Below are 11,834 nucleotides of genomic sequence, written 5' to 3' on the forward strand. Positions count from 1 at the left end.
GATTGTCATTCCCGCGAAAGCGGGAATCCAGCCTTGGCAGAACGCCCCGTCGCTGGATGCCCGCCTTCGCGGGCATGACAGCCCTCCGTCCGCACGCTGAAGATCGCACGAGCGGGAAGCGGCCATGACCTATCGTTCCTTGCGCGACTTCATCGCCAAGCTCGAAGCCGAGGGCGAATTGGTGCGGGTGCGCGAGACGGTCTCGACCGTGCTCGAGATGACCGAGATCCAGACGCGGCTGATCGCCCAAGGCGGGCCGGCGGTGATCTTCGAAAAGCCGGTGAAGGCGGACGGCACGCCTTCGGACATGCCGGTGCTGGTCAACCTGTTCGGCACGGTGAAGCGCGTCGCGATGGGCGTGACGATGGGGGCCAAGGAGCGGCGCGATGCGCTGGCGCTGCGCGAGGTCGGCGAGGTGCTCGCCACGCTGCGCCAGCCGCAGCCGCCGCGGTCGTTCGGCGAAGCATTCGAGCTGTTGCCTCTGGCCAGGACCATTCTGGCGATGAAGCCCAAGAGCGTGTCGCGCGCGCCGGTGCAGGAGGTGGTGCTGCGCGGCGATGAGATCGATCTCGGGCGGCTGCCGGTGCAGACCTGCTGGCCGGGCGAGCCGGCGCCACTGATCACCTGGCCGCTGGTGGTGACCAAGGGACCGGGCGAGGCGCGCGAGGACAATTACAATCTCGGCATCTATCGCATGCAGGTTCTGAACAAGACCCAGACGATCATGCGCTGGCTGAAGCATCGCGGCGGGGCGCAGCATCATCAGCGCTGGGCGAAGGAGAAGGCCAAGCCCCTGCCCGCGGCCGTGGTGCTGGGCGCCGATCCGGGGACGATCCTGGCGGCGGTGACGCCGATCCCGGAGACGCTGTCGGAATATCAGTTCGCGGGGCTGCTGCGCGGCAGCCGCGTCGATCTCGTGGACTGCGTATCGCAGCCGCTGAAAGTGCCGGCGGAGGCGGAGATCGTGCTCGAAGGCGAGGTGTCGCTGACCGACTATCGCGACGAAGGGCCTTATGGCGATCACACCGGCTATTACAATTCGGTGGAGCAGTTCCCGGTCTTCACCGTCACCGCGATCACGATGCGGCGGCAGCCGATTTATCTCTCGACCTATACGGGCCGGCCGCCGGACGAGCCGAGCGTGCTGGGCGAGGCGCTGAACGAGGTCTTCGTGCCGCTGCTGAAACAGCAATTCCCCGAGATCGTCGATTTCTGGCTGCCGCCCGAAGGATGCTCCTATCGCATCGCCGTGGTGGCGATGAAAAAGGCTTATCCGGGACACGCCAAGCGCGTGATGATGGCGGTGTGGTCCTATCTGCGCCAGTTCATGTACACCAAATGGGTGATCGTGGTGGACGACGACATCGACGCGCGCGACTGGAAGGACGTGATGTGGGCGCTCTCGACCCGCATGGATCCGGCGCGCGACATCACGCTGGTCGAGCATACGCCGATCGACTATCTCGACTTCGCGTCGCCGCAGAGCGGGCTGGGCTCCAAGATCGGGCTCGACGCGACCAACAAGCTGCCGCCGGAAACCGCGCGGGAATGGGGGCGCAAGATCGCGATGGATGCGGACGTGATCGAAACCGTGTCGAAGAAATGGAAATCCCTGGGGCTGCCGGGCGACGGCAAGCCCATCTGGAAGGCGTAAGCCGAAACCGAACCTCGAAAATCGGACTTCCAGCGGTTCCCGCGTCCTCCGCTTGACCGCGTCTCCGAAGGCTCTACTTATGGCGCCGACACCCAGGACATCCCGCCCCCCATGGACGATCCCTTTTCCTCGCCCGTCGCGATGGTCGCGTTCTACGCCGCGATCAACGCGCTCATCATGCTGGTGCTGGGCATGCTGGTGACGCGGGCGCGGATGAAGACCCGCACCGAGATCGGCGACAGCGACGATCCGGCGCTCCTGGGGCCGCTTCGGGCACACGCCAACAACACCGAGACCGTGCCGATGGCGATCATCCTGCTGATCCTGCTGCTGGGGCTTCAGGCGAACATCTTCGTGATCCATGCGGTCGGGAGCACGCTGACGCTGGGGCGGCTGCTGCACGGCTACGGCCTGTCGCGGAATATCGGCGCCTCGACGCCGCGCCTCGCCGGCATGATCCTGACCTGGATATCCACCATCATCGCCATCGCCGTCACGCTGTGGCTCGCGCTGGCCGGGAGCTGACGCCATGGCGAAGATCGATCCGAAGGACATTCTGAGCGACCTGATCCGCGGCGCGAGGGCCGCCGGCGCCGACGCCGCCGACGCGATGATCGTGGAGAATGTCGCGGCGAGCGTGTCCTACCGGCTGGGCAAGCTGGAGGACGTGGAGCGCGCCGAAAGCCAGGACATGGGCCTGCGCGTCTTCGTCGGCCAGAAGGTCGCGTTCGTGTCGTCGACCGACTTCTCGAAGGATTCGCTGGCGCAGCTTCCCGGCCGCGCCGTTGCGATGGCCAGGCTCGCGCCGGAGGACAAATATGCAGGCCTGGCGCCCAAGGATCGGCTGGCCAAGGAATTCCCCGATCTCGACCTCGAGGACAAGACGGAGCCGCCGGCCGACACGCTGGTGGAATGGGCGCGCTCGGCCGAAGGCGCCGCGATGGCGGTGACGGGCGTCACCAACTCCGAAGGCGGCGGCGCCAGCTTCAGCCGCACCGGCATCGCGCTCGCCACCAGCGACGGGTTCTTCGGAAGCTATGCCGGCACCTCGTCCGGCGTCGGGGTCTCGGTCGTGGCCGGCGAAGGCACCAATATGGAGCGCGACTACGACCAGGCGAGCGCGCGCCATGCCGCCGACCTGACGGCGGCGGAAGAGATCGGCCGCAGCGCCGGCGAGCGAGCCGTCAAGCGCCTGGCGCCCCGCAAGGTGAAGTCGCAGGCGGTGCCGATCGTTTACGATCCCCGCGTGTCCGGCGGCCTGGTCGGCCATTTCGTGGGCGCGATCTCCGGCAGCTCGATCGCGCGCGGCGTGAGCTTCCTCAAGGAGATGATGGACAAACAGGTCTTCGCGCCGTCGATCAGCATCATCGACGATCCGCACCGCTTGCGCGGGCTGCGCTCCAAGCCGTTCGACGGCGAGGGCGTGGCGAACCGGCGCTGGGCGCTGGTCGAGAACGGCATCCTGAAAACCTGGCTGCTGGAGAGCGCGAGCGCGCGGCAGCTCGGCCTCCAGACGACCGGGCACGCGGCGCGCGGCACGGGTGGGCCGCCCGCGCCGTCGCCGACCAATCTCTACATGGAGGCCGGCACGCTGACGCCCGAGGCGCTGATGAGCGACATCAAAGAGGGCTTCTACGTCACCGAGCTGATCGGCATGGGCGTGAACGGCGTCACCGGCGACTACAGTCGCGGCGCGGCGGGTTTCTGGATCGAGAACGGCCGACTCGCGTTTCCGGTCTCGGAGATCACCATCGCCGGGAACCTGAAGGACATGTTCCGCGAACTGACGCCGGCCAACGACCTGGCGTTCAAGCACGGCACCAACGCGCCCACGGTGCGCATCGAAGGCATGACACTTGCGGGAGCCTGACGACCTTCTGAATCTCCTGGAGGCGAGCGTGCGCGACGCCGGCACGATCGCGCGGCGGTTCTTCGGCGGCGCGTTCAAGCGCTGGGACAAGAGCAAGGGCAATCCCGTCACCGAGGCCGATATCGAGATCGATACCTTCCTCAAACGGACGCTGCGCGCCGCACGGCCCGATTTCGGCTGGCTGTCGGAGGAGACCGAGGACGATAAGGCGCGGCTGGCCACGCGGTCGCAATTCGTGGTCGACCCGATCGACGGCACCATCGCCTTCATGAAGGGGCGGCCCTATTTCACGATCTGCGCCGGGATCGTGACGGACGGCGCCCCGGTCGCCGGCGCGGTCTACAATCCGATCTCCGAGGAATGTTTCACGGCGCGCAAGGGCGCCGGCGCCTTCCTGAACGGCGCGGCGATCCATGTCAGCGACCGCGCCGAGCTCGAGGGCTGCCGCATGCTGACCGACAAGGCGATGCTCGCCCATCCGGCTTGGGACAAGCCGCCCAACCGGCCCTGGCCGCCGATGCATGTCGAGACCCGCAATTCCATCGCCTATCGCATGGTGCTGGTCGCCGCCGGCCAGTTCGACGCCGCCCTGGCGCTGTCCAGCAAGCGCGACTGGGACCTGGCGGCGGCGCAGATCGTGGTTACCGAGGCCGGCGGCGTCGTGACCACACACACCGGCGCAAAGCTGGACTATAATCGCCAGAGCACGATTCACCCCTCGCTGGTGGTGGCGGGGCGGAAACTGCATGCGGAGCTGCTGGCGCGGGTGGCGCATCTGGAGCTGCCGCGCGGATAGGAGGACGAGTGACCGATCATGCGCCGACGCAATTGCTGCACCTGGTGTTCGGCGGCGAGCTGACCGCGCCGCACAGCATGGAGTTCAAGGACCTCTCCAAGCTCGACCTCGTCGGCATGTATCCGAACTATGCCGAGGCCTACAAAGCCTGGCGCGGCAAGGCGCAGGCCACGGTGGACAACGCCCAGATGCGATATTTCGTCGTGCACATCCACCGCCTGATGGAACCGGACGCGCCTTAACGCCGGATTTGTCGCTCCCGGTTCAGGATGGTAGACACCGCCATCCCGGTCAGAGAGACGCATGCAGAATACGAGCGCGGAGCGCATCCACAGGAACTGCCCGCTGTGCGGGACGCCGCCGCCCGGCGGCGCGCCCGTCCGCTATTCGCATCCCGACTGGCCGCTGAAGCAATGCCCCAGTTGCGAGCTCGTCTATCTCGAATACGCCCCGGCCTATGTGCGGCTGGAGGAGGAGCTGGGCTTCACCCAGCAATACGACAAGCAATGGGAGCGCCGGCTGAAGGAACAGCCCATCCTGGCGCGGCTCGACAAATGGACGATGTGGCGGCTGGGCATGTTCGGCGACCCGACGCCGGCCAGCGGCATGCGGAGCTGGGCCAAGCCCGGTCCCGTGCTCGACGTCGGTTGCGGCACGGGCGACGAATTCGCCAAGCTGCCGGACGGCTATATCCCCTACGGCATCGAGATCGAGAAGAGCGCGGCGGCTGAGGCGCGCGCGATCTTCGAGCCGCGCGGCGGCCAAGTCCTGAATGCGGACGGTGTCAGCGGGCTGGCGCAGCTGCCGGCCGACTATTTCACCGGTGCGGCGATGTGGGGCTATCTCGAACACGAATCGCAGCCGAAGGAAGCGCTGTCGGCCCTGCGCCGCGTGCTGAAGAAAGACGCCGTCGTCGTGGTCAAGGTGCCGAACTACGATTGCTGGAACCGCAGCATCCTGGGCGACAAATGGACCGGCTTCTGGCACCCCGACCACACGCAGTATTTCACGCCCGCAACCATGGCGCGCCTTGCGAAGGATTGCGGTTTCGCCGCCAAATTCCGGCTCTATGGCCGCATTCCGCTCAATGACTACATGTATGCCATTTTGACGCCGGCCTGAGCCGCCTCGCCCGGGTCGCGGCAGCCATGCTAGAGCTTGCCCCATGACAGTTCCCACAATGTCCAGTGCGCCGGCACCGGCGACGGACAGCATCACGATCATGACGCGGCTGGCGCGCGATTACATGCGGCGCCAATGGCGGACGCTGATCCTCGCCGTGCTCTGCATGATCGCGACGGCGGCGGCGACGGCGGGCCTCGCCTATCTGACCGATCCGGCGATCAAGTACCTGTTCATCGACAAGCGCAGCGACCTTCTGGTGCTGCTGCCGCTCTCGATCATGGGGGTGGTGACGCTGCGCGCGGTCACCCAATATGTGCAGCAATCGATGATGGACAGCGTCGGCGAGCGCGCCGTCGCCGCCACCCAGCGCGACATGCTGTGGAGCATCGTGCACCAGGACATCGGCTCGCTCGCCACCGTGCATTCGGCGCAGTTCGTGTCGAACTTCATCTATGACGCGACGCTGATGCGCGACGCGATCGTGCGCGGCGTCGCGGGGATCGGGCTCGAATTCATCTCGCTGATCGCGCTCGCGGCGGTGATGATCTACCAGGACTGGCGGCTGGCGGCGATCGCGGTGGTGGTGATGCCCTTCGTCGCCTGGGTGACGCAGATCATCGGCGCGTCGCTGCGCCGCTCCGCCTCGCGCGGCATGGAGAAGACGGCGGAGCTGTCCATCGCGCTGTCCGAGGCGCTGGACGGGCGGCGCATCATCAAGGCCTATGGGCTGGAGGGCCATATCTCCGGCAAGGCGAATGAGCGGCTGGCGCAGCGCCTGCGCTTCCTGCTGCGCGTGGTGCGCACCCGCGCCGCCGCGGTGCCGTCGACCGATCTCTTCGGCGGCGCGGTGATCGCGGCGACCATCGGCTATGCCGGCTACCAGGCGATCCACGGCCAGCTCGGCATCAACCATTTCGCGTCCTTCCTGACCGCGCTGCTCTTGGCGCTGCAGCCGGTGCGCAACCTGACGCAATTGTGGGCGACGGCCTCGTCGGGGATCTCGGCGGCGGACCGGATCTTCGCGGTGATAGACAAGAAGCCCAAGATCACCGACCGCGCCGACGCGAAGACCCTGTCGATCGAGCCGGCGCCGCATGGCGGGGCGATCGCCTTCGAGGACGTGCATTTCTCCTACGACTCGCGCACGCCGTCGATCCGCGGCGTGTCCTTCGCGGTGGCGCCGGGCGAGAAGGTCGCGCTGGTCGGGCCGTCCGGCGCGGGCAAGAGCACGGTGTTCAACCTGCTGCTGCGCTTCTACGACATCGAATCCGGGCGCATCGCGATCGACGGGCAGGACATCGGCGACGTGACCCTGGCCTCGCTGCGCGGCGCCATCGCGCTGGTGACGCAGGAATCCATCCTGTTCGACGAGACGGTGGCGGAGAATATCAGCCTCGGGCGGCTGGGCGCGTCGCGGGCCGATATCGAACGCGCGGCGCGCGACGCGGCGGCGCACGAATTCATCACGGCGTTGCCGGAGGGCTACGACACGCGGGTCGGCGAAGGCGGCCTCAAGCTTTCCGGCGGGCAGCGCCAGCGCATCGCCATCGCGCGCGCCATGCTGCGCGACGCGCCGATCCTCCTGCTCGACGAGGCGACGAGCGCGCTCGACACCGAGAGCGAGCGGCAGGTGCAGGAGGCGCTCACCCGCCTGATGAAGGACCGCACCACCATCGTCATCGCGCACCGGCTTTCCACGGTGCTCGACGCCGACTGCATCTATGTGCTGGACAAGGGCCGCGTGGTGGAGGCCGGCCGGCATGGCGAGCTGATCGCGCAGGGCGGGCTCTATGCGCGGCTCTACCAGCACGATTTCGTCGAAGACGCGGCGTGACCATGGCGCCGATCGGGATCGTCCTCTACCGGGCAGCGACGCTTCTGTTGGCGCCGGCGGCGCCGATGCTGCTGCGCCGGCGCGGGCGGCGCGGCAAGGAGCATCGCGACCGCGCGGCGGAGCGGCTGGGCCGGACCGACGCGGCGCGGCCGGCGGGAAAGCTCGTCTGGGTGCACGGCGCGAGCAACGGCGAGTGCCTGGCGGCCCTGCCGCTGATCGAGGCGCTGGCGGCCAAGGGCGTCGCCGTGGTGATGACCAGCGGCACCGTCACCTCCGCCGAGCTGATGCAGGCGCGTCTGCCGCCGGGCGCGATCCATCAATTCGTGCCGATCGACACGCCGGGCGCGACGCGGCGCTTCCTCGACCACTGGCGGCCGGACGCGGGACTGTTCGTCGATTCCGACCTGTGGCCGAACCTGATCCTGGGCGCCCATGCGCGCGGCGTGAAGCTGGCGCTGGTCAATGCGCGGATGTCGCGGCGCTCCTTCGAGGGCTGGCGCTGGGCCAGGAAGACCGTGGCCGCGATCCTGTCGGCGTTCGACGTCTGCCTGGCGCAGGACGAGGAGATCGCCGAGCGCTTCCGCAAGCTCGGCGCGCCGGACGTGCGCGTGGCGGGAAGCCTGAAGGAGGACGCGCCGCCCCTGCCCTTCGACGCGGCGAAGCTGGAAGACCTGACGACCGCGATCGGGACGCGGCCCATCCTGCTGGCGGCGCAGACCCATCCGGGCGAGGACGAGACGATCCTGCCGGCGCATGACGCGCTCCGGCGCACCCATGCCGATCTTCTGACCGTCATCGTGCCGCGCCATCCCCCGCGCGGCGCCGACATCGCGATGCTGTGCGATACGCGCAAATCGGCGCGGCGGGCGCTGGGCGAGCCGATCGAAGCCGACACCGAAGTCTATATCGCCGACACGCTGGGCGAGCTCGGGCTGTTCTACCGGCTGACGCCGTTCTGCTTCGTCGGCGGGACCCTGATACCGGCCGGCGGGCACAATCCGCTCGAGCCCGCGCGGCTGCATTGCGCCGTGATGGCGGGACCCCATACGGACAATTCGGCCTCCGCCTATGCCGCGATCTTCGCGAGCCAGGGACTGGGCCTGGTGCGCACCAGCGCCGAGATCGCGGCGCTGGCGGGACGGCTGCTGGATCGTCCGGAAGAGGCGAAGGCGCTGGGCGACGCGGCGGCGCGCGGCGCGGCCTCGCTCGGCGGCGCCGTGGCCAAGACCATCGCCGTCGTCGATTCTCTGCTGGGCGGCCATGCGACCGCCTGATTTCTGGACCCGCAAGGATTTGGTCTCGCAGCTCGCGGTGCGGCTGCTGACGCCGCTGGGCTGGCTCTATGGCTTCAGCGTGCGCTATCGCGCCCGTCATGCCACGCCCTACCAGTCCGCGGCGCGGGTGGTGTGCGTCGGCAATCTCACCGCGGGCGGCACGGGCAAGACGCCGATCGCGCTCGCCATCGCGCGCGAACTCATCGCGCGGGGCGCCCATCCGGTGTTCCTGACGCGCGGTTATGGCGGCAAGGTGAAGGGGCCGGCCTTCGTGGCCGCCGACGACCGCGCCACCCATGTCGGCGACGAGCCGCTGCTGCTGGCCTCGGTCGCGCCGGTGATCGTCTCGGCGGATCGCGCCGCCGGGGCGAAGCTGGCGGAGGACCACGGCTTCGACGTCATCATCATGGACGACGGCCACCAGAATTTTTCGCTGGCGAAGGACCTGTCGCTGATCGTCGTCGATGCGGAGGCCGGGTTCGGGAACAATCGCGTTCTGCCGGCCGGCCCCTTGCGCGAACCGGTGGCGCAGGGCCTGGCGCGCGCCGACGCGGTGATCGTGAGCGGCGCCGGCCAGCCGCCGCCGCTCGGCGATTTCGCGGGGCCCGTGGTCCGCGCGATGCTGGTGCAGGACAGGAGCGTTGTGGGGGCGGGAACGCGCGTCGTGGCGTTCGCCGGCATCGGCCGGCCGGCGAAATTCTTCGCCGCTCTGGAGGCGCTGGGCGTCGAGATCGTGGAGCAGCGGCCTTATGGCGACCACCATGTCTACACGCAATCGGAGATCGCGCGGATGCGGGCCCGGGCCCGCGCCGAGAACGCTTTGCTGGTTACAACCGAAAAGGACTATGTGCGGCTGACGCCGCCGGAGCGCGAGGGAATCGTCGCGGTTCCGGTACATTCGCAGTTCGACGACCCCGCCGCGCTGGGCGCCTTGCTTGACAGGCTCGCCGGGCGTGCGCTACCGCCCAAGGCCTGATGACCGACAGGCCAACCCTGCCGCTCGCGATGAGGCTGCGCTACGGCGCGGAAGCGGCGGCGTTCTTTGCGTATATCGGATTCTGCCGGATGCTCGGCCTTCGCGCCGCATCCGCGCTGGGCGGATTCATCGGCCGCAACGTCTTCTACCGTGTGCGCGGCATCATGAACCGGGCGCGCGAGAATTTGCGCGCGGCGTTTCCGGAGAAGAGCGACGCCGAGATTGAAACGATCGTGCTGGAGATGTGCGACAATCTGGGGCGCACGGTCGCCGAGTATGCGCATCTCGACAAGTTTTCCATGCACGGGCCGAACCCGAGGCTCGAGGTCGTCAACCGCGAGGCGGGCGCCGAGGCGATGGCGAGCGGCAAGGGCGTGATGTTCTTCTCCGGCCATTTCGCCAATTGGGAGATGATGCCGTTCGTCGCCCGCCAGCTCGGCTTCGAGGGCGGCGAGGTCTACCGGCCGCCGAACAATCCGATCATCGACCGCTGGCTGGTGGCGCAGCGCATCAGACACGGCCCCGCCGCGCAGATCGCCAAGGGCCCGGCCGGCACGCGCAAGATCTTCACGCTGCTCCGGCGCGGCAAGGCGATCTTCCTTCTGACCGACCAGAAGACCAATGAGGGCATCGCGGCGCCGTTCTTCGGGCGCGAGGCGATGACGACGCCGGCGCCGGCGATGCTGGCGCTGAAGCTGGGCTCGATCCTGCTGCCGGCCTCGAACGAGCGGCTGCCGGGCGCGCGCTTCCGCATGACGATCCATCCGCCGATCCGGTTCACCCCGACGGGCGACCAGGACCGCGACGTCCACACGCTGACCTGCCTGATCAACGACGCGGTGGAGGAGATGATCCGCTACCGGCCGTCGCAATGGCTGTGGATCCACCGCCGCTGGCCGACCGCGCGGGCGCAGGACCAGATCGGCGGGAAGCGGTCGGTCCAGGTGCTGAGGGACGAACCGGTCTAGGTTGCGGGTTGCAACAACTACGTTTGTCATTCGCCGCGAATGCGGCGAACCCAGGTGACACCTTGCGGTGAAGACGTCACCTGGGTCCGCCGCATTCGCGGCGGATGACATCGTTGTATATGCGGCTCACGCCTTCGGCGGCGCCGGCGTGCGCGTCGAGAGCGACGGGTCGAGCTTGACCTGGAACCAGTTCATGCCCCAATGCAGATGCGGCCCCGTGGCGCGGCCGGTCTTGCCGATGTGACCGATGATGTCGCCGCGCTTCACCATGTCGCCGACATTCGCCAGGCGCTTGCTCTGATGCATGTAGTGGGTGAACACGCCGTGGCCATGGTCGAGCAGCGTGAAGCCGCCTTCGAGATAGAAATCGTCGGTGAGCAGAACCACCGCGTCGGTGGGACTGCGGATCGGCGTGCCCTCGACATTGGCCATGTCGACGCCGAAATGCGGCGACATCGGCGTGCCGTTGTCGATCCGCTGGCTGCCGAACACGCCGCTCATGATGCCGGGCGCCGGCCAGTCGAACGGATCGGCGAACCAGACATGCTCGCTGTCGGTCTTGCGCGCCTCGGCGAGGCGGGCGTGCTCGGCCTTGATGCGCTCGACGACCTCGGCCGGCGGCGTGACGGTGTTCTGCGGCAGGCCGTTGACGTGCTGGACGTTGTATTGGCGCACGAGGGGCGTGACGTCGCGCGCCTCGGTCGCGCCGTCGTCGAATTGCGCCGAGAGATGCGCCGGGGCGGTCCGGTTCCAGTCGAGCCCGAAGGCGAAGATGCCGTCCGGCGAAACGTGAAGCGGCTGGCCGTCCAGCGCGGCGCGGCAGCCGGGCAGCGAGCGGCCGACGACGAGACCGCCCTGCTCCATCGAACCGGTCAGCGACAGGCGCTGCGGCGCGGCGCGGACGAGGGACGGCGCGAAGGCCGCGGCAAGGCCGGTCGCGAGCGCCAGACGGCGGGTGATCACTTATCGGTACCTTGGGGAGTCTTCCCGGCTTCCTGCATGCGCTTCAGGGCGACGACGGGATTGGCGTAGGGCTCCTGGAGATCGACGCTCCAATAGCGCAGCGCCTCGACCGGGATGTGCACGCCGGTGACGGCGCAGGGCACGAAGGAGCCGGCCTTCACGACGCGGAATTCGCCGTCGAGATATTCGAGAACGGCCTGGCCTTCGGGGCGGAGATCGCGGTCCATCTTGTTCATGGGGACACATTAGAGCCGTTTCCCGGTGGACGAAATCATAAATTGGGTGTCATGGCCCGCGAATTCGGGCCACCCAGGTCACGCCTTGAGAGGACTCGCAAGTTTTTGTGACCCGAAATCGTCGCGCACTGTGCCGAA

Annotated in this window: 12 protein-coding genes; 10 read left to right on the forward strand and 2 right to left on the reverse strand. The window is 68.1% G+C overall.

Annotated features, from left to right (window positions below):
- The first annotated feature begins 124 nt into the window (after positions 1–124).
- The 10 genes from WDN01_08995 (at position 125) to WDN01_09040 (ending at position 10,497) form a co-directional block, all read left to right on the forward strand.
- Positions 125–1,654, forward strand: a complete 1,530-nt coding sequence (locus tag WDN01_08995; protein MEJ0026149.1) for a UbiD family decarboxylase — start codon at positions 125–127, stop codon at positions 1,652–1,654.
- Between the two features lie 111 nt (positions 1,655–1,765).
- Complete coding sequence (locus WDN01_09000) at positions 1,766–2,179, forward strand: MAPEG family protein (GenBank protein ID MEJ0026150.1); 414 nt, start codon at positions 1,766–1,768, stop codon at positions 2,177–2,179.
- A 4-nt stretch (positions 2,180–2,183) separates the two neighbouring features.
- On the forward strand, positions 2,184–3,524 hold the full coding sequence (locus WDN01_09005) for a metallopeptidase TldD-related protein (protein ID MEJ0026151.1): 1,341 nt from the start codon (positions 2,184–2,186) through the stop codon (positions 3,522–3,524).
- The gene (locus WDN01_09010; GenBank protein MEJ0026152.1) at positions 3,511–4,320 is read left to right on the forward strand and encodes a 3'(2'),5'-bisphosphate nucleotidase CysQ; all 810 of its coding nucleotides are present in this window, start codon (positions 3,511–3,513) and stop codon (positions 4,318–4,320) included. The genes WDN01_09005 and WDN01_09010 overlap by 14 nt, the downstream gene beginning before the upstream one ends.
- A gap of 8 nt (positions 4,321–4,328) precedes the next feature.
- Positions 4,329–4,562, forward strand: a complete 234-nt coding sequence (locus WDN01_09015; GenBank protein ID MEJ0026153.1) for a DUF4170 domain-containing protein — start codon at positions 4,329–4,331, stop codon at positions 4,560–4,562.
- 61 nt (positions 4,563–4,623) lie between these two features.
- The gene (locus WDN01_09020; GenBank protein MEJ0026154.1) at positions 4,624–5,442 is read left to right on the forward strand and encodes a methyltransferase domain-containing protein; all 819 of its coding nucleotides are present in this window, start codon (positions 4,624–4,626) and stop codon (positions 5,440–5,442) included.
- A 43-nt stretch (positions 5,443–5,485) separates the two neighbouring features.
- A complete protein-coding gene (locus WDN01_09025; GenBank protein MEJ0026155.1) occupies positions 5,486–7,279 on the forward strand; it encodes an ABC transporter ATP-binding protein in 1,794 nt (597 codons plus the stop codon).
- Positions 7,280–7,281: 2 nt separating this feature from the next.
- Positions 7,282–8,553, forward strand: coding sequence for a 3-deoxy-D-manno-octulosonic acid transferase (locus WDN01_09030; protein MEJ0026156.1), 1,272 nt, complete (start codon positions 7,282–7,284; stop codon positions 8,551–8,553).
- Positions 8,540–9,529 carry a tetraacyldisaccharide 4'-kinase gene (lpxK, locus tag WDN01_09035; protein MEJ0026157.1) on the forward strand — a complete coding sequence of 330 codons (990 nt, stop codon included), beginning with the start codon at positions 8,540–8,542 and terminating at the stop codon, positions 9,527–9,529. The genes WDN01_09030 and lpxK overlap by 14 nt, the downstream gene beginning before the upstream one ends.
- A complete protein-coding gene (locus tag WDN01_09040) occupies positions 9,529–10,497 on the forward strand; it encodes a lysophospholipid acyltransferase family protein (GenBank protein MEJ0026158.1) in 969 nt (322 codons plus the stop codon). Before lpxK ends, WDN01_09040 begins: the two co-directional genes overlap by 1 nt.
- Positions 10,498–10,623: 126 nt before the next feature.
- Here WDN01_09040 and WDN01_09045 read toward each other — a convergent pair whose 3' ends face one another.
- Both WDN01_09045 and WDN01_09050 read right to left on the reverse strand, forming a co-directional pair.
- A complete protein-coding gene (locus WDN01_09045; protein MEJ0026159.1) occupies positions 10,624–11,460 on the reverse strand; it encodes a M23 family metallopeptidase in 837 nt (278 codons plus the stop codon).
- On the reverse strand, positions 11,457–11,696 hold the full coding sequence (locus WDN01_09050; GenBank protein MEJ0026160.1) for a DUF2093 domain-containing protein: 240 nt from the start codon (positions 11,694–11,696) through the stop codon (positions 11,457–11,459). The genes WDN01_09045 and WDN01_09050 overlap by 4 nt, the downstream gene beginning before the upstream one ends.
- Positions 11,697–11,834: the final 138 nt, after the last annotated feature.

The sequence above is a fragment of the Rhizomicrobium sp. genome (genome assembly GCA_037200985.1).
Taxonomy (GTDB): domain Bacteria; phylum Pseudomonadota; class Alphaproteobacteria; order Micropepsales; family Micropepsaceae; genus Rhizomicrobium.

Coding starts and splice junctions, on each gene's coding strand:
- WDN01_08995 (MEJ0026149.1), top strand. CDS start 125: ATGACCTATCGTTCCTTGCGCGACTTCATCGCCAAGCTCGAAGCCGAG.
- WDN01_09000 (MEJ0026150.1), top strand. CDS start 1,766: ATGGACGATCCCTTTTCCTCGCCCGTCGCGATGGTCGCGTTCTACGCC.
- WDN01_09005 (MEJ0026151.1), top strand. CDS start 2,184: ATGGCGAAGATCGATCCGAAGGACATTCTGAGCGACCTGATCCGCGGC.
- WDN01_09020 (MEJ0026154.1), top strand. CDS start 4,624: ATGCAGAATACGAGCGCGGAGCGCATCCACAGGAACTGCCCGCTGTGC.
- WDN01_09025 (MEJ0026155.1), top strand. CDS start 5,486: ATGACAGTTCCCACAATGTCCAGTGCGCCGGCACCGGCGACGGACAGC.
- WDN01_09030 (MEJ0026156.1), top strand. CDS start 7,282: ATGGCGCCGATCGGGATCGTCCTCTACCGGGCAGCGACGCTTCTGTTG.
- lpxK (MEJ0026157.1), top strand. CDS start 8,540: ATGCGACCGCCTGATTTCTGGACCCGCAAGGATTTGGTCTCGCAGCTC.
- WDN01_09040 (MEJ0026158.1), top strand. CDS start 9,529: ATGACCGACAGGCCAACCCTGCCGCTCGCGATGAGGCTGCGCTACGGC.
- WDN01_09050 (MEJ0026160.1), bottom strand. CDS start 11,696: ATGAACAAGATGGACCGCGATCTCCGCCCCGAAGGCCAGGCCGTTCTC.